Raw genomic sequence first — 19740 nt, 5'->3', positions numbered from 1 at the left:
GTGATCTGGCAACCTGATCCCCCTTACTTGCATTGGAGAACCAGCATGACAGCCGTATCCAGCATCCTGATTGCCATGACTTTCGCCGCCCAGGCGGACCAGTATGAGCATGCCGAACGTGCCGAACGTGCCGGGCGCGGCGATGACATCCAGCTCGTCTGCTATGGCGAGGCAGAAAAAACCGTCATGGAAAATCGTTCCGGCATGGAATGGGACAATGACAAGCATCAATATGTGCAGAAATCCACCGTGGAAACGGGCAAGAGCCGTTTCGATACGGCCGTCAACGTCAGTATCCAGGGCAGCGCGGCGCAAATCCGTTTGCCGAAGCAGTTGATTCCACCGATTCATGGCGACAGCAACGACGGCTGGTGGGATTTGATGGATTTGATCGTGGGCCACGATGAAATCCGCGGCCGTTTCCGTCTGAACGCCCTGAACCGCCCCGCCGTGGTGATCAACCGGCGCAGCGGCGTGATCACGGTCGACGGCATGATCAAGTTCAGCGGCCGCTGCGACGCCGATAACGGGCACCGGCGCTTTTAAGAAGCCAACTCAGGCGGCGACAGCCGCCTTGCGCGCGCGCTGGTTCGACAAATAAATATTGTCCTTTTCCAGCGGCTTGCCCTCGCGCACGGCATCGAGCCAGTCCTGCGTGCTGACGACGGCGGCGAAATTCGAGTGGAACACGGCGCTGAAGACGCGGTGGATTTCTTCCGCGCTGGCCGTGCCGCCCGCATTGGCGTAGGGCAGGGTGCCGGTGGCGTCCTGCAGGAACTCGACTTGCAAGCCGTCGTGCGCGGCGTGGAAGATGGTGGCGGCGTCGCAATTGTGCGTCATGTAGCCGACCACCGTCAGGGTGTCGATGCCATGGCTGCCCAGCCAGGCCTGCAAGTCCGTGCCCGCGAAGGCGCTGCCCATGACCTTGTTGATGCGGTGGTCGGCGGCAAAGGCGGCCACTTGCGGATGCAGCTGCCAGCCGTCGCTGCCTTTTGCAAAGATGGGAGAAGCTTCCGGCGCATCGTGCTGGACGACGATCACGGGCACGCCGGCGGCGCGGGCGGCGGCCATGGCGGTGACGATGTTGGGCAGGGAAATATCGACGGATGGATATTCGATCGGCAGGTCGCCCGTAAAGTATTCATTTTGCACGTCGATGACGAGCAGGGCGCGGCGTGGGGCGGTGGAAGCTTGCGTGGACATGGTTTCTCCTGGAACGGTTGAAAGAGGATGGATTTCCCCGGTACAGCCATTCTCGGCCCGCGCGCCGCAAACAAAAAGTGGCCCGAAGGCCTGTGTGCGATAAAATCGGGCCATGCCTACCGTTCCTGCACCTTCCTCCCCCTTGAGCGTGGCCGTGATCGCCTTCGACGGCATGACGCCCTTCCACTTGTCCGTGCCTTGCCTCGTGTTTGGCGCCCAGACGGACGAGGCCGATCTGCCGCCTTTCCACGTGCGCGTGTGCGCCGCTGATCTCGCGCCCTTGCGCACGGCGGCCGGCTTCGGCATCACGCCCGAGTTCGGTCTGGAAGGGCTGGAAGGGGCCGATATCGTCATCATGCCGGCCTGGCACGACGATTGCCGCGATGCGCCGCCGGCCCTGGTCGCGGCGCTGCAGGCGGCCAGCCGGCGCGGTGCGCGCATGGTGGGCCTGTGCCTGGGCGCGTTTCCCCTGGCGCAGGCGGGCTTGTTGGATGGCAAGAGTGCTGCCACGCACTGGGGCATGGCGGAGCGGCTGGCGGCCCGCTATCCCAGGGTCAGGGTGGATCGGGATGTGCTGTACGTGGACGATGGCGGCGTGCTGACGTCGGCCGGCGTGGCGGCCGGCCTCGATTGCTGCCTGTATCTGCTGCGCCAGCTTGCCGGCGCCGAGGTGGCCAACCGGGTGGCGCGCCGGCTGCTGGTGGCGCCGCACCGCCAGGGCGGGCAGGCGCAATTCATCGAGCGCCCGCTGCCAGTGTCCGGCAGCGAAGGGCGCTTCGCCGAGGTGCTCGCCTGCGTGACGGCCAACCTGGGCATGGCGCACAGCATCGACGCGCTGGCCGAACGGGCCGCCATGAGCCGGCGCAATTTTACGCGGCATTTCCGCCAGGCGACGGGCACGTCCTTCAAGCAATGGCTGCTGAACCAGCGTCTTGCGCATGCGCAAGGCTTGCTGGAAAAGAGCGGGGCGTCGATCGACGTCGTGGCGCAGGAGGCCGGCTTCGGCACGGCCCTGTCCTTGCGCCAGCACTTTCGCGCGAATCTGCAGACGTCGCCTTCGGCGTACCGCAAGCTGTTCCGGCAGCAGCTAAGTAACCCCCAATAAATTATTGTGATTTCTGACTTCCATAACCGGTGCTCTGCGGCGTTGCCCGCTGCTAGCAGTGCTCGCACTGCGTCGCAGCGGACGCCTTGCATAGCATCCGGTTCTGTTCTTCATAAATTCACAATAATTTCCTGAGGATTACTTAGGCCAGCTCGCTTGACCAGAGCAGCGCCGGATCCCGGCTGCCCTGGGGCAGCTGCGCGCTGACGGCGATTTGCCGCGCGATGAAGGCGGCCGGCTCGAAGGCATGGCGTTCCCGAAAGGACACGGTTTCCGCGCTCATCAGTTCGGCGTAGGTTTGCATCAGGGTCGCGGCGCAAACATGCTTGCCTTGCTCCAGGTAGGTGGCGATGGCGGCCAGCAGCACGGGGTAATCCGCATTGTCCTTGCTGCCGCCAAAGTTGAACGACAATTGCCCGCAGGCGCGCCAGATGGGGTCGATTTCCCCGTCCGGCACCGGCTGCGTGCGCAGCCATTGCAAGGCCTTGAGTGGCGGGCCGCCAAAGGACGGTGGCGAAATGATGGCCTGGATGGCCACCTTGACGGCGTCATCGATTCTTCCCGCGCGCACATACTGGCCATGCAGCAGCACCAGGGCATCCGTGTATTCGGGCACGATGGCGAGCGCCGCTTCCAGCAGCGCGATGGCCGCGTCCGGGTTGCGCTGGGCGATCAATTCCTTGGACTCCAGGAAGGCGGCGCGCGGCGAAGCGGGGTCGTCGTCCAGCGATGGCGTGCTGACATACTCGTCTTCGGCTGCCGCATGGGCTTGCAAAAACGCGGCCAGGCTGGAAAAGTGCGGCTGGAGGCGCCACTCGTCGTGCCACGTTTCGACGACGATGGGTTCGGATGCTTCGCGGCCGATGGGCCAGTACAGGCCGAACGTGTCGCCATTGCCCAGCGCGCCTTCGCAAAACGGGGTGAATCCGAGCGGTGGATACGCTGTCGTGTGTTGCCAGTCTTGTTCCGCCGAAATGTGGGCGAGGCTTGCGGGTAGTTGCATGGAGGCACCGGAGAATAAAACGCCAGTGTAAATCAAGAGGGCGCGGCGGGCGCACACCGTCGAACCGCGCGGCGGCACGCCAGGCCAGGCGTGCCGCCGCGCAGAAGCGGCATGAGCAGTGCAGGGCAAGGCCCTTCAGTCGCGTTCCGGCACCGGCACGTTGAAGCCGTTCAAGGTGGTCGATACCAGCGCGTACAGGCCCACGAGGTAGATCAGCTCGTTGATGCCGTGCTGGCCGAAGGTGGCCAGCGCCAGTCGGTACAGCGGCTCCGGCAGCGTGCCGCCACGGCTGAGTGCGTAAGCCAGGTCGTAGGCCACGCTTTCCTGCTTGTCCAGGTCGAGCGGCTTGACGTCGGCTACCAGCGTGGCGAGGCGCTCGGCAGGCATGCCTTCGCGCTCCGCGACGGCGATGTGGGCGTAGATTTCATAGGCGGCGTTGTAGCGCGCGCCAACCACCAGGATGGCAATCTGGCGCACCTTGTCGGGCAGCGTGGCGTTGGCCGTCATGGCCAGGGTCAGGTTCCAGATCGCCTTGCCGATGGCCGGTTCGTGCAGCCATGGATTCCACGGCCCCATCAGGGCGCCGTCTTCGCGCACGGCGATGAAATCGTTGAAATTGCTGGTGATGCCTTTGCGCATATCGTCGTACAGCGGCTTTTGTTCGGGCGTCAGGTCTTTCGGAGCGATCAGGGGCAGGCGCATGGAAACTCCTTGCAGGGTAGGTGGGCGGCGGGAGCCAGCAGCCAGTATAGCCATCTGGCTGGCGGCTGCGTTACGCTGTCGCACACGTGCGCGGCCTGCGCCTACCTGCGCGGCTCGTGGATGCGGAATTTCTTGACGATGCCCGCCTGGTCGAACATGACGGCCACTTCGCGCGTGCCTTTTTCGCCCAGCAGGGGGATCAAACGCGTCATGCTGGGCGTTTTCAGCTGGTTCTTGTAGACCCAGACTTCATAGCCGGGATCGAAGCTGACGACGGTGGCGTTGCCCAGGGCCGCGTCGAGGTCGAGGCGGGTGGTCTTGCCGACCTTGATGTTTTGATAGATGGCGCCATTGTCCGGCGCGCGGTTGACCTTGTATTCACTGGCGGTGCACATGGCCACGGCCAGGCCCGCGAGGCAGGAAGCTGCCAGTTTTATCAATGTGTTCATATGGACTCCCAGTGTGCATCACTGCTTCCAATCTCAGAGGGGACGGGCGTGATGTCAGGAGGGAGTGTGCTTGTGTCGCCGCGAATGTGCTACAAGATTATACAAAGGTGCAAAATTTGATGCCGTCGGTACCGGCAGGCGGTACCTTCAGCGATTTTGCAATACGTCGGTCGAGAGCGCCAGGGTTTCCTTGATTTCTTCCATCACCACATAGCTCTTCGATTGCGCGGCGCCCGGCAACTGCAGCAGCATGTCGCCCAGCAGCTTGCGGTACTCGGCCATTTCATGGATGCGCGCCTTGATCAGGTAATCGAAGTCGCCCGACACCAGGTGGCATTCCTGCACTTCGGGAATCTGCAGCACTTCGCGGCGGAATTGCTCGAAGGCGGACGCGGATTTTTGATTCAGCGTAATCTCTACAAAGACGAGCAGCTTGGCGCCCAGCGCGGCCGGGTTCACCTTGGCGTGGTAGCCCGTGATGACGCCGTCGCGCTCCATGCGCTTGACCCGCTCGATGCAGGGCGTAATGGACAGTCCTACCTGTTCACCCAGGTCTTTCATCGAGATGCGGCCATCCTGTTGCAGGATGCGCAGGATGTGGCGATCCAGCTTGTCGAGGCCACGTGCCGATTCTTTAAGGATTCTCATGATTTATTGCTGAATATCTCGATTTATACGTGAACAAATACTGGCTCTTTCCCCATATGATAGCGGTTAATCTGGCGTCAGCCTAAAAAAATATAATGAGGAAACTATGCGTATTGTGATTCTGGGTAGCGGCGTCATCGGCGTCACCAGTGCTTACTATCTGGCCAAGGCAGGACATGAGGTGACCGTCATCGACCGCCAGCCGGGCCCGGCACTGGAAACCAGCTTCGCGAATGCGGGGCAAATCTCGCCCGGCTACGCTTCGCCATGGGCTGCGCCCGGCATTCCCCTGAAAGCCGTGAAGTGGATGATGCAGCGCCACGCGCCCCTGGCCATCTCGCTCGACGGCAGCGCCGCCCAGCTCAAATGGATGTGGCAGATGTTGCGTAATTGCACACCGGAAGCGTATGCCGTGAACAAGGAACGCATGGTGCGCCTGGCCGAATACAGCCGCGACTGCTTCAAGGTGCTGCGCGCCGAGGCCGGCATCACGTATGAAGGCCGCCAGCAAGGCACGATGCAATTGTTCCGTACCGAAAAACAATACAACGACGCCGCCAAGGATATCGAAGTGTTGAAAGACGCGGGCGTGCCGTATGAGGTGCTGCAGCGCAACGAGCTGTCGCGCGCCGAGCCGGCCCTGGAAGCGGTCAAGGATAAACTGTTCGGCGGCTTGCGTCTGCCCAACGATGAAACGGGCGATTGCCAGCTGTTTACCACCCGCCTGTCCGAGATGGCCGAGGCGCTGGGCGTGAAGTTCCGCTACGGCGTGTCCATCGACGCCTTGCTGACGCAGGGCGACGAAATTGCTGGCGTGCAATGCGGCGCGGAAATCGTCAAGGCCGATTCCTATGTCGTGGCGCTCGGCTCCTACTCGACGGGCTTCATGAAGCCGTTGCTGGACATCCCCGTGTATCCGCTGAAGGGCTATTCGATCACCGTGCCTATCGTCAACGCGGCCAAGGCGCCCGTGTCGACCATCCTCGATGAAACCTACAAGATTGCCGTCACCCGTTTCGACGACCGCATCCGCGTGGGCGGCATGGCGGAAATCGCCGGCTACAACCTGAACCTGAACCCGCGCCGCCGCGAAACCTTGGAAATGGTCGTCAACGACCTGTTCCCCGGCGGCGGCAACACGGCCGAGGCTACTTTCTGGACGGGCTTGCGCCCGATGACGCCGGACGGCACGCCGATCGTCGGCCGCACGCCGCTGCGCAACCTGTTCCTGAACACGGGCCACGGCACGCTGGGCTGGACCATGTCCTGCGGTTCGGCGCAATTGCTGGCCGACCTGATGTCGTCGAAACAGCCGGCCATCCTGGCCGACGACCTGTCCGTCAGCCGCTACAGCGGCGCGCAGGGCAATGGCAAACTGCAACACGCGGTGGCCTGAGATGGCGGCCAGCATGCCTCCGAAAGAGCGTAGCGGCGCCATCCTGACGGTGGACCTCGATGCCGTGCGCGCCAACTACCGCTTGTTGCGCGACAAGGCGCACCCGGCCGCCTGTTCCGCCGTCGTCAAATCCGACGCGTATGGCCTCGGTGCCGCGCAAGTGGGCGCGGCCCTGTATGAAGAAGGTTGCCGTCATTTCTTCGTCGCCCACCTGGAAGAGGGCATCAGCCTGCGCCCGCACGTGGCGCCGGATGCGGCCATCTTCGTGCTGCACGGCCCGCCCGTCGGCACGGAAGGCGAATTCACGGCCCACGGCTTGACGCCCGTACTCAACAGCGAGCCGCAGGTAGCAGGCTGGCGCGCGCATGCAAAAACGCTGGGCACCACCCTGGACGCCATCGTGCAGGTGGACACGGGCATGTCGCGCATGGGCTTGTCGCCGCAGGAAATCGACGCCTGGCTGCTGGACCCGCACTTTCTTGACGGTATCAAGGTGCGTTACCTGATGAGCCACCTGGCGTGCGCCGACGAACGCGCCAACCCCATGAATGGCGAGCAGCTGGCCCGATTTATCGCCATCCGCGCCCGTTTGCCGCAGTACCGCGCCAGCCTGGCCAATTCCTCGGGCATCTTTTTGTCGCCCGACTATCACTTCGACCTGGTGCGTCCCGGTGCGGCCCTGTACGGCATCGGGCCGCAGGGCGGCGAACCGAATCCGCTGCGCTCGGTGGTGCGGCTGCAGGGCAAGGTCATGCAGACGCGCACGATTGCCGCCGGCGACCACGTGGGCTACAGCCGCCGCTACACGGCCAGCGAGCCGCGCCAGGTGGCGACTATTTCCGTCGGTTACGCCGATGGCTGGCTGCGCAGCATGAGCAACCAGGGCCTGGCCATCGTCGACGGCGTGAAAGTGCCGCAGATCGGCGCCATCTCGATGGATTCGATTACGCTGGACGTCAGCGCCATCGACCAGGAACGCGTCGCGCCGGGCAGCCTGGTCGACCTGATCTGCGCCGAACACCCGGTCGACGCCGTGGCGGCCATGGCCAATACCATCGGCTACGAGGTGCTGACGAACCTGGGCGGGCGCTATTACCGCGAATACCGGGGCCTGGCACGCTAGCGCACCTGCCAAAACGCCCATGGCGTTGTTGCCTTGCCTTGCCGTACATTCGTACTGTCTTCGGCAAGGCGCCTAGCCCTGAGCATTTTTTCAGGTGCGCTGGTTTCGCACGCTAAGCAGCGCGAAACCGATGATTGTGTGGCAAGATAGCCCTGATGTGCATCGCACCTCAGGGCTTTTCTTTAACCATCATCGGGGATTTATATGAGCCAATATCAAGTCGCAATCATCGTCGGCAGCCTGCGCAAGGATTCCTTCAACCGCAAGCTGGCCGACGCCATCATCAAGCTGGCGCCGCCCGAGTTTTCCTTCAAGCACATCGAAATCGGCGACTTGCCGCTGTACGACCAGGATGACGACGGCGCGCAGTCCGAGCAAGTGCTGCGCCTGAAATCGGACATTTCCGCTTCGCAAGCCTTGCTGTTTCTCACCCCCGAATACAACCGCTCGATTCCCGGCGTGCTGAAAAACGCCCTCGACCAGGGCTCGCGTCCGTACGGCCAGAGCGTGTGGGGCGGCAAGCCCGGCGCCGTGCTCGGCGTTTCCGTCGGCGCCACGGGCACGGCCCTGGCGCAGCAGCATTTGCGCAATGTGCTCGCCTACCTGGACGTGCCGTTGCTGGGCCAGCCTGAAATGTTTATCCAGGCCAAGGAAGGCCTGTTCGACGAGCATGGCGGCATCGGTCCGGCCAGCCTGGGTTTCTTCCAGGGCTGGATGCAGCGCTACGCGGACTGGGTCCGCAAGCACGCCATCCACGCTTGAGGTAAATCAAGGCGGCAGCGCTCGGCGTTGCCGCTTGTACACATTCTTTGACCATTGATGCCAAGATTTTAATATTGGCACGGGTGTCTCGGTATAATGCGCTCTTTCTTTAGCGCAATACTTTCTCTTGTCGACCCCATGTGGACTAAACCTGTTCTGCGCATGAATTTGCGCCGCTTGATCGTGCTCGTGGCCTTTGCCAGCGCCCTGGTGTCCCTGGCCAATACGTTTTATGCCAGCTACAGCGTGCAGCGCCAGCTGCTGATCGATACCACCCTGGAAGCGAACCACGCGTATGCGAGCAAGCTGGCCAGCACGGCCGAGGATTTCCTGCAGTCGGCGCGCCAGCAGCTGGCCTACAGCGCCGGCGGCCTGCCTTCGCGCATGGGCGACGAGCAATGGCTGACGGACGAGGCGCAGCGCCTGCGCCTGCAAACGAACAGCTTCAATTCCGTGCTCATCGTCGATGCCCAGGGCAAGGTGCTGGGCGTGTCGCCGGAAACCCTGGCCCTGAAAAACCGCACGCTCGATTCGGCCGGCGCCGTGCAGGCGCTGCGCGAACGGCGCCCGCTGGTGACGCAGCCGTACGTGTCGTCGGCCGGCAACCTGGTCGTGTTCATTTCGCATCCCATCCTGGGCAAGGATGGCCGCTACCTGGGCTACGTGGGCGGCAGCATTTACCTGAAACAGAAAAACATCCTGTACACCATGCTGGGCCAGCATTACTACCGCGACGGTTCCTACCTGTACGTGGTCGACCAGAACCGGCGCCTGCTGTACCACCCGGACCCGGACCGCCTGGGCGACGTGGCCGGCAGCAACGACGTCATCGACGCCATCATCGCGCAGCAGGGGGGCGGCAACCGGCGCATGAACAACAGCCTGGGCGTGGACATGCTGGCCGGTTACGCCGTCATGCCGTCGACGGGCTGGGGCATCGTGGCGCAGCGCCCGACGGCCATGACACTGGCGCCGCTGAACCAGCTGATGGCCAACACGGTATGGCACTCGCTGCCGATCGCCTTGCTGAGCCTGCCATTCATCTGGTGGCTGGCCAGCCTGATTTCACGGCCCCTGGTGCAGCTGGCCGAGGGCGCGCGGCGCATGGACGCGCCCGGTACGGCCGAGCGCATCGCCGCCATCCGCTCGTGGTACGTGGAAGCGGCGCAAATCAAGAAAGCCCTGCTGAAAGGCCTGGCATTGTTGCAGAACAAGATCGGCAAGCTGAAGACGGATGTGGAGACGGACCCGCTGACGGGCCTGTCGAACCGGCGTGGCATGGCGGCGGCGCTGGACGCCTGGCAGGCGCAGGCGCGGCAGTTTTCCGTCATCGCCATCGACATCGACCATTTCAAGCAAGTCAACGACCGCTGGGGCCATGCCGTGGGCGATGAAGTCATCCTGCGCCTGGCGCAGCTGATGCGCGCCTGTTCGCGCGATGCCGACGTGCTGTGCCGCAATGGCGGCGATGAATTCATCATGCTGCTGCCCGATGCCGACCTCGACGTGGCCATGCAGGTGGCCGAGCGCCTGCGCGCCAAGGTGGCCGCCGCCGTGATACCCGGCGCGGGCGCCATCACGGTCTCGCTGGGCGTCGTCTCGTCGTCGGACGGGGAGCGCAGCACGGACGCCGTGCTGCTGGCCGCCGATGCGGCCCTGTACGTGGCCAAGGAAAACGGGCGCAATTGCGTGGGCATCACGGAGCCTGCCTGAGGCATTTTCCATCGGATCGGCTTGACCTTGTCATTCGGCAAACGTCAAACTGATCCTATGTTTTCTCCCGTTTCTGAGTCTGTTATGTTTTACCCGGAAAGCCTAGAGTGGAGGCCTGGGTAAAACAGACGTCACACGTCGGGAAGGCAACACATGTTAGGGCTTACGGCACTGGAACTGGCGCGCGTCCAGTTCGGCTTCACCATCTCGTTCCACATCATTTTTCCTGCAATCACGATCGGCCTGGCCAGTTACCTGACGGTGCTGGAAGCGGCGTGGCTGCGCACGCAGGACGGCGTGTACCGCGACCTGTACCATTTCTGGTCGAAGATTTTCGCCGTCAACTTCGGCATGGGCGTCGTTTCCGGCCTCGTCATGGCGTACCAGTTCGGCACCAACTGGAGTTTCTTTTCCGATTACGCGGGCAGCATCACGGGGCCGCTGCTGGCCTATGAAGTGCTGACGGCCTTCTTCCTGGAAGCGGGCTTCCTCGGCGTGATGCTGTTCGGCTGGCACCGCGTGGGGCCCGGCCTGCACATGTTCGCCACGGCCATGGTGGCGCTCGGCACCCTGATTTCCGCCACGTGGATCATCGCCTCGAACAGCTGGATGCAGACGCCGCAGGGCCATGAAATCATCGACGGGCGGGTCGTGCCCGTGGACTGGCTGGCCGTCATCCTCAATCCCTCGTTCCCGTACCGCCTGCTGCACATGAGCGTGGCCGCCTTCCTCGCCACGGCCTTGCTGGTGGTGGCGTCGGCCGCCTGGCACTTGCTGCGCGGCAATGACAACGCGGCCATCCGCAAGATGATGACCATGGGCTTGTCGATGCTGCTGGTGGTCGCGCCCATCCAGGCCGTCATCGGCGACCTGCACGGCTTGAATACCCTCGAGCACCAGCCGGCCAAGCTGGCCGCCATGGAAGGCCACTGGGAAAACACGGGCAACGAGGGCACGCCGCTGATCCTGTTCGGCTGGCCCGACATGGCGCGCGAGGAAACCCTGTACAAGGTGGAAATCCCCCGCTTGGGCGGCCTGATCCTCGCGCACGACTGGAACGGCACGATACCCGCCCTGAAGGAATTTGCGCCGCGCGACCGGCCCCCTTCCGCCGTCGTCTTCTGGTCGTTCCGCCTGATGGCGGGGCTGGGCATGCTGATGATCGCGCTGGGCATCTGGAGCGCATGGCTGCGCTGGCGCAATACCTTGTGGCGCTCGCGCCTGTTCCTGCGCTGCGCGCTGTGGATGGGACCGAGCGGCCTGGTGGCCATGCTGGCCGGCTGGTACACGACGGAAATCGGCCGCCAGCCGTGGACCGTGTACGGCTTGCTGCGCACGGAGGATGCCGTCTCGGCGCACGGCGCCACGCAGCTGGGCATCACCTTGCTGTTGTTCGTCGTCATCTATTTTGCCGTGTTCGGCACGGGCATAGGCTACCTGCTGCGCCTGATCCGCGTGGGGCCGCAGCCGCACGAAGGGGAGAGCGTCGAGCATGGCGGCCCCGGCCAGGAACGCACGCCTGCACGGCCTATATCGGCCGCGCATCTGGAAGAGCAAGCGCAAGGAGGACATTCGCATGGGCATTGATCTGCCACTAATGTGGGCCATTATTATCCTGTTCAGCATCATGATGTACGTGGTGATGGATGGCTTCGACCTGGGCATCGGCATCCTGTATCCGTTTTTCCAGGAGAAGAGCGAACGCGACGTGATGATGAATACGGTGGCGCCCGTCTGGGATGGCAATGAAACCTGGCTGGTGCTGGGCGGCGCCGGTATGCTGGCGGCCTTTCCGCTCGCGTATTCGGTGGTGCTGAGCGCCTGCTATCTGCCGCTCAGCTTCATGCTGATGGGCCTGATCTTCCGCGGCGTGGCCTTCGAATTCCGCTTCAAGGCGCGCGAGCACGAGCGCCATGTGTGGGACAAGGCCTTCATCGCCGGCTCGGTGGCGGCCGCCTTCTTCCAGGGCGTGACCCTGGGCGCCTACATCCAGGGCATGCCGGTAGTCAACCGCAGCTATGCGGGCGGCGCGCTGGACTGGCTCACGCCGTTCTCCCTGTTCACGGGCGCCGGGCTGGTGGCGGCGTATGCCTTGCTGGGCAGCACCTGGCTGATCATGAAGACGCAGGGTGGCCTGCAGGCGCGCGCCGTGCGCCTCACGCGCGTGCTCGTCTGGCTGCTGCTGGGCGTGATCGTCGTCATCAGCGTCTGGACGCCGCTGGTCGACCCGGCTATCGCCGCGCGCTGGTTTGCGCTGCCGCAATTGTTCTGGTTCCTGCCCGTGCCGCTGCTGGTGCTGGGCGCGGGCTGGCTGCTGCTGCGCTCCCTGCGGCAGGGGCGGCAGGCGGCGCCGTTCCTGTGCACGCTGGCGCTCGTCTTTCTCGGCTATACGGGCCTGGGCATCAGCGTGTGGCCCAACATCATCCCGCCGTCGGTCTCGATATGGGAAGCGTCGTCGCCGCCGCAAAGCCAGGGCTTTACGCTGGTGGGTGCGCTGTTCATCATTCCCGTGATCCTGATGTATACGGTGTGGTCATATTATGTGTTTCGTGGCAAAGTCCTGCCGGAAGATGGCTATCACTGATGCAACAACAAGGACAACAGACATGGTGGAAACGACTGGCCTGGATGGCCGGCCTCTGGCTGGCCAGCGTGGCCACTCTGGGCTTGGCGGCCTGGGCGATGCGCCTGCTGATGCGGGCGGCGGGGATGGGCAGCTGATGGCGGAGGGGCAAGCATCCGGCATCCGCTGCGAGGTCGGTGGCCAGCCGCACCCGCTGGCCTTCCTCGACTGCCGCGAACTCAATTACGGCCAGCACAGCGTGCTGCCGCTGCACCCGTTCCGCCTGAGCGTGCCGGAAGCGGCGCTGGCGGGACTGCTCGACGAACCCTTCAACAGTTTCGTGCAGGATTGCCGTGAAGACGATCTGCAGTACGAGGAGAGCGACTTGCCCGAGCTCATGCAGGCCGGCTACCCCGACATCACGGCCATGCTGGCGGGTCACCGGCCGCTGCTGGCCGAAATGATGTACGACTTCATGATCGGCGACCTGATGTGGGCCATCGGGCGCGCCAGCGGCTACTGCCGGCCCCGCGCCCGTTGCTTGGGTGACGTGGCGGCGGCCGATGGCCGCGCGTATTTTACCGTCAATAAAGTGGAGAAAATCCATTTTGTCGGGGGCCAGGTCATATTGGAGGGGCAGGGCTACTACGGCGCCTACGTCATCTGGCTGACGCACGGCGGCGGGCGCAAATAGGGGCTTGACCTTCCTCATGTGGGAAGGTTTATAGTCATGCCATGAACCGTGCCTTTTCCCGCTTTCTCGCCCGCTCGCTGCTCTGGCTGCTGGCCGTCACGCTGCCCATGCAGGGCTTCGCGTCGGCCATGCGCAGCTGCTGCGTGGACGAGCTGGCGGCAGCGGTCACCGTCACCGCCGTAGCGATGGAGGCGCCCCAGTGCCACGACATGGGCGACATGGCCGGCATGTCCCACATGCAGGACCAGCCGCTAAAAATGGCCATGGACGATGGCGGCGCCGGCCACCATGGCCACGATTGCAGCAACCATGGCGCTTGCACCGTGGGTGCCACGGCGCCGCCCGGCATGCCGCCCCTGCATGCCTTGACCCTGCGCGCGCCCCCTCCGGCGCTGGCGCCCGATTCCCTGTTCGCCGGGCATATCCCGCCTGGCCCAGAACGTCCCCCGAGAAGCACGCGCTCCGCCTGACCGCCCGTTGAACCTGGCGGTGCCGCCGTCGCACGTCCCTGCAGCTTGTATCGTGCACCTTGTTCCGGCCGCGCCAGCGTTCCAGTCGCGCGCCCGCCGCGCCATACCCTGTTCTTCAAGGAATACCATGAAATACCTGTTCAGCTTTGCGCTGGCTGTGCTGCCGCTGGCCGCCGCAGCGCAATCCCCGTCCGCCCCGCAAGAGGCGCAAGCCTCCGTGCCGGCCACCACCTATCGTTCCGCCTTCGCCGGCTACCGTCCCGCCGCCGAGGATGACGCCACGCCCGACCAGGCCTGGCGCGCCGTCAACGATAAAGTCGGCAAGGCCGGCGGCCACATGGGCATGATGAAGATGGAAGGCCACAAGATGGAAGGCCATGCAATGAAGGGCCACACGATGCCGATGGAGACGCCCGGCCCCAAGTCCGATGCCAAGCCCGCCCCGCAACATCAGCACGAAGGACACTGACATGCCACGTTTCACCAAATCAACTTGCCTCACGCCGCTGGCGCTGGCGGCCGCCTTGCTGCTCAGCGGCTGCGCCAGCTTCAGCGCCGATGGCGGCATGCAGGCCGTGTCCGCGCTGGCCGATGCCCGCACGGGCGCGCCCGCCGCGCTGGCCGACCAGGGCGGCGAGGAAAAACTGGCCGCCCTGCTGGCCCAGCCCCTGGATGCCGACAGCGCCGTGCGCATTGCCCTGATGAACAACCACGGCATGAAGGTGGCGCTGGCCGAACTGGGCGCGTCCGAGGCGGACCTGGTGCAGGCGGGGCGCTTGCGCAATCCCGGCCTGTCGTTCGGCCGTTCGCATGGCAGTCACGGCAATGAAATCGACCGCGGCGTCAGCTTCGACCTGGCCGGCTTGCTGACCATGCCGCTGCGCGTGAACATCGAACGCGGCCGTTTCGAGCAAGCCAAGCTGCAAGCCGCCGGCAGCGCCGTGCAGCTGGCGTCGGATACGCGCCGCGCCTACTTCAATGCGGTGGCCGCCGTGCAGACGGAACAGTTCATGCAGCGGGCGCTGCTGTCGGCCGAGGCGGGCGCCGAGCTGGCCACGCGCTTGCAGCGGGCGGGCAACTGGAGCCGCCTCGACCAGGCGCGCCAGCAAGTGTTTTACGCGGACGCCGTCGGCGACCTGGCCCGCGCGCGCCACCAGGCATTGGTGACGCGCGAGCACCTGACGCGCTTGCTGGGCCTGTGGGGCAAGCAGACGGCGTTCACTCTGCCGTCGCGCTTGCCCGACTTGCCGGCCAAGCCAGCCGAGGCGGGCAATATCGAGGCGCAAGCGATGGAGCAGCGCCTCGACGTGCAAAGAGCGAAACTCGACGCGCATGCCACGGCCAGCGCGCTGGGCCTGTCCAAGGTGACGGGTTTCATCAACGTGCTCGACGTGGGTTACAGCAACAAGAGCACGAGCGAGGCGCCGCGCGAAAACGGCTATGAAGTGTCGCTTGAATTGCCCCTGTTCGACTGGGGTTCGGCGCGCAACGCGAAGGCGCAAGCGCTATATGAACAGTCGCTGCAGCGCACGGCGGGCACGGCAGTACGGGCCCGCTCGGAAGTGCGCGAGGCGTATTCCAGCTACCGCACGGCCTACGATCTGGCGCGCCACTACCGCGATGAAGTCGTGCCGCTGCGCAAGACGATTTCGCATGAAGTATTGCTGCGTTACAACGGCATGCTGGCCAGCGTCTTCGAACTGCTGGCCGATGCGCGCGAGCAAGTTGCCAGCGTCAACAGCGCCATCGAGACCCAGCGCGATTTCTGGATCGCGCAAACCGAACTGCAAGGCGCCATCAATGGCAGCGGTCCTGCCAACAAGGAATAATGATGATTACACGTAGAAACTTTTTCATGAACGCGGGCGCGGTCGCCCTGAGTGCGGCAGCCGTGAGCCGTGTCGGCGCGGCGTCGCTGCCGGAAGCCGTCAGCATGGCCGGCGCGGAGACGAAGGCGCCGCCACCGCCGCCGAACGGGCGTCCGTACAACCCCGTCGTCACCCTGAATGGCTGGTCCTTGCCTTGGCGCATGAACAACAACGTCAAGGAATTCCACCTGGTGGCCGAACCCGTCGTGCGCGAACTGGCGCCCGGCATGATGGCCAACCTGTGGGGCTACAACGGCCAGTCGCCCGGTCCCACCATCGAAGTGGTGGAGGGCGACCGCGTGCGCATCTTTGTCACCAACAAGTTGCCTGAACACACGAGCGTGCACTGGCATGGCCAGCGCTTGCCCAACGGCATGGATGGCGTCACGGGCCTGACCCAGCCGGGCATTCCCCCTGGCAAGACTTTCGTCTATGAATTTGTCGCCAAGCGGCCCGGCACCTTTATGTACCACCCGCATGCGGATGAAATGACGCAGATGGCCATGGGCATGATGGGTTTCTGGGTGACGCACCCGAAAGACCCGAATTTCATGAAGGTGGACCGCGACTTCGTCTTCCTGTTGAGCAACTATGACATCGACCCCGGCAGCTACACGCCGAAGATCATGACCATGACGGATTTCAATCTGTTCACCTTCAACAGCCGCGTCTTCCCCGGCATCGACCCCATGGTCGTGCGCCAGGGCGACAAGGTGCGCGTGCGCGTGGGCAATCTGACCATGACGAACCACCCGATCCACATGCATGGCCATGAATTCGAGGTGACGGGCACGGATGGCGGCTGGACGCGCCCCGAGTCGCGCTGGCCCGAAGTGACGACGGACGTGGCCGTGGGACAGATGCGCGCCGTGGAATTCACGGCCACGGACCTTGGCGACTGGGCCTTCCACTGCCACAAGTCGCACCACACGATGAATGCCATGGGGCACGACGTGCCGACCATGATCGGCGTCGACCACCAGGGCGTGGCGGCGAAGATCAATCAATTGGTGCCTGGCTACATGGTGATGGGCGAGCGGGGCATGGCCGACATGGGCGAGATGCAGATGCCGATCCCCGACAATACCTTGCCGATGATGGCGGGCGACGGCCCCTTCGGCGCCATCGGCATGGGCGGCATGTTTACCACGGTCAAGGTGCGCAAGGATCAGAAGCCGGGCGACTACCGCGATCCGGGCTGGTACAAGCACCCGGCCGGCAGCGTGGCGTATGAATGGACGGGCGCCTTGCCGGAGCCCGTGCGCGGCCAGGGTGCGGGCAAGCCCGTGGTGAAAGGTGGCGTCGAGATGACGGTGCGTAAACCTGGCGCACACACGGGTCATTAACTTGGGCCACTAAAGCACCTGCCTGAACGGCTTGCCTAGCATGGCAAGCCGTTTTGCATGTTGCTATAAATCAAGGAATTGTTGTTTGGTGACAATCCGAGCATTTTTTTCCGTGTTTTTTCTTTATATTCAAGCCAGTACGCTCCAGTTGCATCGAGTATCGGCCAGTCTATGGGAGAAATCATGTTGAACCGGATGAAGGTGGGAACGCGCTTGCTGGCGGCATTCTTTTGCGTCGCGCTGATGGGGGCCATCGTGGCCGGCATCGGCATCTTCAACATGGGCAAGATCGATACCATGGCGGGGCAGATGTACAACCATGAACTGTTGGGCTTGTCGTACATCAAGGAAGCCAACATCGCCCTGATCAAGGTGGGCCGCGCGCGCAGCAATTTCTTGCTGGCCACGACCGCCGAGGAGCGCGCTACGCGCCAGGCCGATATCGCCAAATTTCTCGACATGAATAAAAGCTACCTGGCCAAGGCGGAACCGCTGTTCGTCACGCCGGCCGCCAAGGAACTGTTTTCCCGCTTCGCCGCCGTCGAAGCGGAATATATTGCCACCATGCAGCAGGCGCTGACCCTGGCGGCGGCGGAACCGCTGGCCCAGCGCAGCGCGCAACTGGTCGATCTGCTCAACAAGACGCGCCAGCATGCCGACGAACTCGACGGAGTGCTGGACAAGCTGTCGCAGCAGAAGGAAGAGCGCGCCAAGGCCGCTTCCGAGCAGGCGTCCGGCGTGTACCAGGCCAGCCGCAGCTTCATGATCGCGCTGGTGCTGGGCAGCATGGCGGCCGGCCTGGCGCTGGGGGCGCTGATCACGCGCGGTCTGACGCGCCAGCTCGGTGGCGAACCGGCGTATGCCGTCAAGATCGCCGGCGCCATCGCCGAGGGCGACCTCACCGTCGATATCCGCACGGCCAGCCACGACAGCGCCAGCCTGCTGTTTGCCATGAAAACCATGCGCGACAAGCTGGTCGGCATCGTCAGCCAGGTGCGCTCGGGCACGGACACCATCAACACGGCCTCGGGCGAAATTGCCCAGGGTAACCTCGACTTGTCGTCCCGCACGGAAGAGCAGGCCAGTTCACTGGAAGAAACGGCGTCGTCGATGGAGCAGCTGACGTCGGCCGTGCGGCAGAATGCGGACAATGCGCGCCAGGCCAATGCGCTGGCCGGCGCCGCGTCCGACGTGGCGGGCAAGGGCGGCGCCGTGGTGGGGCAGGTGGTGCAGACGATGGAATCGATCAATGCGTCGTCGCGCAAGATCGTCGACATCATCAGCGTCATCGACAGCATCGCCTTCCAGACGAACATCCTGGCCTTGAACGCGGCCGTGGAAGCGGCCAGGGCGGGCGAGGAGGGGCGCGGTTTTGCCGTCGTGGCGTCCGAAGTGCGCAACCTGGCGCAACGCTCGGCTAGTGCCGCCAAGGAAATCAAGACCCTGATCGGCGACTCCGTCGAGCAGGTGGAAATCGGCTCCAGACTCGTGCATGACGCGGGCAAGACGATGGATGAAGTGGTCACCAGCGTGCGCCAGGTGGCCGACATCATGCAGGAAATCACGGCCGCCAGCGCCGAGCAAAGCGCCGGCATCGAGCAAGTCAACCAGGCCGTGCTGCAGATGGACCAGGTGACGCAGCAAAACGCGGCCCTGGTGGAAGAGGCGGCGGCCGCCGCCGAATCGCTGCAGGACCAGGCGCAGACCCTGACGGAACTGGTGGGCGTGTTCCGCCTGCATGCGCAGGCCGAAGGCATCGCCGTGGCGGCGGCCAGCAATGTCACGCCGCTGCGCCGGCCGGTGCCGGCCGTCAGGCAGGGCGTGCGGCGCCTGGCCTGAAATGGGGCGGGTCCGGGCGCAATCGGCGCGGCGGTGGTAGGCTGTCGTTATTGCGCGTTTGCCACTTCCGGGTTTTCCATGCCGTCTCCTTCCCTGCCGCTGTTGTGTTTCTCCGTGTTATTGCTCTCCCTGCCGCCGCTGGCGCAGGCGCAGGAGGGCGATCCCGTGCTGCCGTACCGGCCTTCCGTGGCCAGTCCCGCCCAGCTGCCCGTGCCGGGCCAGCTGGAATTCGAAGCGGGCGGCCTGCTGTCGAAAACGGACGACACGCGCCGCGCCAGCCTGCCGTACACCTTCAAGCTGGCGTTTACGCCCGAGTGGGGCGTGTTGCTCGAAGGCGAGGGCTTCGTGCGCGCGCGCGACGATACGGGCCGGCGCGAAACGGGCGTGGGCGACACGACGGTCGTGCTCAAGCGCGCCTTTTTGCTCGACAGCGCGACGGCGCTGGGCCTGGAATTGGGCTGGAAGTTGCCCACGGCCAAGGACAGCATCGGCAGCGGCAAGAGCGACGTGTCGCTGAACGGCATTTTCAGCCGCGACCTGGGCGCCGTGCACATGGACGCCAACCTGAACGCCACGCGCCTGGGCGCAGCCGACCCGCATACCGGCAGGGTGCAAACGGGCTGGGCGACTTCCTTTTCCACGCCCGTCAGCGAGCGCTGGGGTGCCACGGCGGAAGTGTCGGGCACGCGCCTGCGCGGCGCGCCGGCCACGGCGCAGCTCTTGCTGGCCGCCACCTACAGTCCCACGCCGCGGCTGGCCATCGACATCGGCATGGCGCGCGGCTTGACGGCGGCATCGCCGGACTGGTCGCTGTTCAGCGGCCTGGTAGTGCCTTTGGGCAAGCTGTGGTGAGATT

At 64.4% G+C, this 19740-nt stretch carries 21 protein-coding genes; 16 read left to right on the top strand and 5 right to left on the bottom strand.

Features of this window, described 5'->3' with window-relative positions:
* The first annotated feature begins 45 nt into the window (after nt 1-45).
* Entirely contained in the window at nt 46-546 is a 501-nt protein-coding gene (locus BZG29_RS19360; protein ID WP_077406458.1) for a hypothetical protein, read from the top strand.
* 9 nt (nt 547-555) lie between these two features.
* Here BZG29_RS19360 and BZG29_RS19355 read toward each other — a convergent pair whose 3' ends face one another.
* A complete protein-coding gene (locus tag BZG29_RS19355; protein WP_077406455.1) occupies nt 556-1203 on the bottom strand; it encodes a cysteine hydrolase family protein in 648 nt (215 codons plus the stop codon).
* A gap of 112 nt (nt 1204-1315) precedes the next feature.
* Here BZG29_RS19355 and BZG29_RS19350 point away from each other — a divergent pair, with 112 nt between their 5' ends.
* The gene (locus BZG29_RS19350) at nt 1316-2308 is read left to right on the top strand and encodes a helix-turn-helix domain-containing protein (protein ID WP_171985062.1); all 993 of its coding nucleotides are present in this window, start codon (nt 1316-1318) and stop codon (nt 2306-2308) included.
* Between the two features lie 142 nt (nt 2309-2450).
* Here the strand turns inward: BZG29_RS19350 and BZG29_RS19345 are convergent, their stop codons facing one another.
* The 4 genes from BZG29_RS19345 to BZG29_RS19330 all read right to left on the bottom strand — a co-directional run bounded on the left by BZG29_RS19345 (nt 2451) and on the right by BZG29_RS19330 (nt 5110).
* Nucleotides 2451-3311: a tetratricopeptide repeat protein gene (locus tag BZG29_RS19345; protein ID WP_077406449.1), complete on the bottom strand. Its 861-nt coding sequence runs from the start codon at nt 3309-3311 to the stop codon at nt 2451-2453.
* A gap of 135 nt (nt 3312-3446) precedes the next feature.
* Nucleotides 3447-4013, bottom strand: a complete 567-nt coding sequence (locus BZG29_RS19340; RefSeq protein ID WP_077406446.1) for a carboxymuconolactone decarboxylase family protein — start codon at nt 4011-4013, stop codon at nt 3447-3449.
* A 101-nt stretch (nt 4014-4114) separates the two neighbouring features.
* A complete protein-coding gene (locus tag BZG29_RS19335; RefSeq protein WP_077406443.1) occupies nt 4115-4462 on the bottom strand; it encodes a hypothetical protein in 348 nt (115 codons plus the stop codon).
* A 147-nt stretch (nt 4463-4609) separates the two neighbouring features.
* Entirely contained in the window at nt 4610-5110 is a 501-nt protein-coding gene (locus tag BZG29_RS19330; RefSeq protein WP_070222192.1) for an Lrp/AsnC ligand binding domain-containing protein, read from the bottom strand.
* A gap of 106 nt (nt 5111-5216) precedes the next feature.
* On the opposite strand from BZG29_RS19330, the gene BZG29_RS19325 reads away from it, so the two are divergent.
* The 14 genes from BZG29_RS19325 to BZG29_RS19260 all read left to right on the top strand — a co-directional run bounded on the left by BZG29_RS19325 (nt 5217) and on the right by BZG29_RS19260 (nt 19736).
* A complete protein-coding gene (locus BZG29_RS19325) occupies nt 5217-6506 on the top strand; it encodes a D-amino acid dehydrogenase (protein WP_077406440.1) in 1290 nt (429 codons plus the stop codon).
* A gap of 13 nt (nt 6507-6519) precedes the next feature.
* Nucleotides 6520-7629, top strand: a complete 1110-nt coding sequence (gene alr, locus BZG29_RS19320; protein WP_253192652.1) for an alanine racemase — start codon at nt 6520-6522, stop codon at nt 7627-7629.
* Between the two features lie 204 nt (nt 7630-7833).
* Nucleotides 7834-8391 (top strand): NAD(P)H-dependent oxidoreductase, encoded by a 558-nt coding sequence (locus BZG29_RS19315; protein ID WP_077406434.1) that lies wholly within the window; start codon nt 7834-7836, stop codon nt 8389-8391.
* Between the two features lie 162 nt (nt 8392-8553).
* Nucleotides 8554-10104 carry a sensor domain-containing diguanylate cyclase gene (locus BZG29_RS19310; protein WP_253192651.1) on the top strand — a complete coding sequence of 517 codons (1551 nt, stop codon included), beginning with the start codon at nt 8554-8556 and terminating at the stop codon, nt 10102-10104.
* A gap of 153 nt (nt 10105-10257) precedes the next feature.
* Nucleotides 10258-11691: a cytochrome ubiquinol oxidase subunit I gene (locus BZG29_RS19305; protein WP_077406428.1), complete on the top strand. Its 1434-nt coding sequence runs from the start codon at nt 10258-10260 to the stop codon at nt 11689-11691.
* Nucleotides 11681-12688 (top strand): cytochrome d ubiquinol oxidase subunit II, encoded by a 1008-nt coding sequence (gene cydB / locus BZG29_RS19300; protein ID WP_077406425.1) that lies wholly within the window; start codon nt 11681-11683, stop codon nt 12686-12688. Before BZG29_RS19305 ends, cydB begins: the two co-directional genes overlap by 11 nt.
* Nucleotides 12688-12825 (top strand): DUF2474 domain-containing protein, encoded by a 138-nt coding sequence (locus tag BZG29_RS19295; RefSeq protein WP_077406422.1) that lies wholly within the window; start codon nt 12688-12690, stop codon nt 12823-12825. Before cydB ends, BZG29_RS19295 begins: the two co-directional genes overlap by 1 nt.
* Nucleotides 12825-13361, top strand: a complete 537-nt coding sequence (locus BZG29_RS28210; protein ID WP_077406419.1) for a hypothetical protein — start codon at nt 12825-12827, stop codon at nt 13359-13361. Before BZG29_RS19295 ends, BZG29_RS28210 begins: the two co-directional genes overlap by 1 nt.
* Nucleotides 13362-13402: 41 nt before the next feature.
* Nucleotides 13403-13831 carry a hypothetical protein gene (locus BZG29_RS19285; protein WP_077406416.1) on the top strand — a complete coding sequence of 143 codons (429 nt, stop codon included), beginning with the start codon at nt 13403-13405 and terminating at the stop codon, nt 13829-13831.
* Nucleotides 13832-13958: 127 nt separating this feature from the next.
* Entirely contained in the window at nt 13959-14300 is a 342-nt protein-coding gene (locus BZG29_RS19280; RefSeq protein ID WP_077406413.1) for a hypothetical protein, read from the top strand.
* 1 nt (nt 14301) lies between these two features.
* On the top strand, nt 14302-15660 hold the full coding sequence (locus BZG29_RS19275; protein ID WP_077406410.1) for a TolC family protein: 1359 nt from the start codon (nt 14302-14304) through the stop codon (nt 15658-15660).
* A 2-nt stretch (nt 15661-15662) separates the two neighbouring features.
* Nucleotides 15663-17045, top strand: coding sequence for a copper oxidase (locus BZG29_RS19270; protein WP_077406407.1), 1383 nt, complete (start codon nt 15663-15665; stop codon nt 17043-17045).
* Nucleotides 17046-17228: 183 nt separating this feature from the next.
* The gene (locus BZG29_RS28695) at nt 17229-18884 is read left to right on the top strand and encodes a methyl-accepting chemotaxis protein (RefSeq protein WP_077409191.1); all 1656 of its coding nucleotides are present in this window, start codon (nt 17229-17231) and stop codon (nt 18882-18884) included.
* Between the two features lie 78 nt (nt 18885-18962).
* Nucleotides 18963-19736, top strand: coding sequence for a hypothetical protein (locus tag BZG29_RS19260; RefSeq protein ID WP_077406405.1), 774 nt, complete (start codon nt 18963-18965; stop codon nt 19734-19736).
* Nucleotides 19737-19740 lie beyond the last annotated feature (4 nt).

It is taken from the genome of Janthinobacterium sp. LM6 (assembly GCF_002002885.1).
GTDB lineage: Bacteria > Pseudomonadota > Gammaproteobacteria > Burkholderiales > Burkholderiaceae_D > Janthinobacterium > Janthinobacterium kumbetense.
The sequence above is the reverse complement of the archived record's forward strand: the minus strand, read 5'-3'. Positions and strand labels throughout refer to the sequence as shown.

Coding starts and splice junctions, on each gene's coding strand:
- BZG29_RS19270 (WP_077406407.1), top strand. CDS start 15,663: ATGATTACACGTAGAAACTTTTTCATGAACGCGGGCGCGGTCGCCCTG.
- BZG29_RS19310 (WP_253192651.1), top strand. CDS start 8,554: ATGAATTTGCGCCGCTTGATCGTGCTCGTGGCCTTTGCCAGCGCCCTG.
- BZG29_RS19315 (WP_077406434.1), top strand. CDS start 7,834: ATGAGCCAATATCAAGTCGCAATCATCGTCGGCAGCCTGCGCAAGGAT.
- BZG29_RS19350 (WP_171985062.1), top strand. CDS start 1,316: ATGCCTACCGTTCCTGCACCTTCCTCCCCCTTGAGCGTGGCCGTGATC.
- BZG29_RS19295 (WP_077406422.1), top strand. CDS start 12,688: ATGCAACAACAAGGACAACAGACATGGTGGAAACGACTGGCCTGGATG.
- BZG29_RS19325 (WP_077406440.1), top strand. CDS start 5,217: ATGCGTATTGTGATTCTGGGTAGCGGCGTCATCGGCGTCACCAGTGCT.
- BZG29_RS19280 (WP_077406413.1), top strand. CDS start 13,959: ATGAAATACCTGTTCAGCTTTGCGCTGGCTGTGCTGCCGCTGGCCGCC.
- alr (WP_253192652.1), top strand. CDS start 6,520: ATGCCTCCGAAAGAGCGTAGCGGCGCCATCCTGACGGTGGACCTCGAT.
- BZG29_RS19340 (WP_077406446.1), bottom strand. CDS start 4,013: ATGCGCCTGCCCCTGATCGCTCCGAAAGACCTGACGCCCGAACAAAAG.
- cydB (WP_077406425.1), top strand. CDS start 11,681: ATGGGCATTGATCTGCCACTAATGTGGGCCATTATTATCCTGTTCAGC.
- BZG29_RS19345 (WP_077406449.1), bottom strand. CDS start 3,311: ATGCAACTACCCGCAAGCCTCGCCCACATTTCGGCGGAACAAGACTGG.
- BZG29_RS19355 (WP_077406455.1), bottom strand. CDS start 1,203: ATGTCCACGCAAGCTTCCACCGCCCCACGCCGCGCCCTGCTCGTCATC.
- BZG29_RS19275 (WP_077406410.1), top strand. CDS start 14,302: ATGCCACGTTTCACCAAATCAACTTGCCTCACGCCGCTGGCGCTGGCG.
- BZG29_RS28210 (WP_077406419.1), top strand. CDS start 12,825: ATGGCGGAGGGGCAAGCATCCGGCATCCGCTGCGAGGTCGGTGGCCAG.
- BZG29_RS19335 (WP_077406443.1), bottom strand. CDS start 4,462: ATGAACACATTGATAAAACTGGCAGCTTCCTGCCTCGCGGGCCTGGCC.
- BZG29_RS19285 (WP_077406416.1), top strand. CDS start 13,403: ATGAACCGTGCCTTTTCCCGCTTTCTCGCCCGCTCGCTGCTCTGGCTG.
- BZG29_RS28695 (WP_077409191.1), top strand. CDS start 17,229: ATGTTGAACCGGATGAAGGTGGGAACGCGCTTGCTGGCGGCATTCTTT.
- BZG29_RS19260 (WP_077406405.1), top strand. CDS start 18,963: ATGCCGTCTCCTTCCCTGCCGCTGTTGTGTTTCTCCGTGTTATTGCTC.
- BZG29_RS19305 (WP_077406428.1), top strand. CDS start 10,258: ATGTTAGGGCTTACGGCACTGGAACTGGCGCGCGTCCAGTTCGGCTTC.
- BZG29_RS19330 (WP_070222192.1), bottom strand. CDS start 5,110: ATGAGAATCCTTAAAGAATCGGCACGTGGCCTCGACAAGCTGGATCGC.
- BZG29_RS19360 (WP_077406458.1), top strand. CDS start 46: ATGACAGCCGTATCCAGCATCCTGATTGCCATGACTTTCGCCGCCCAG.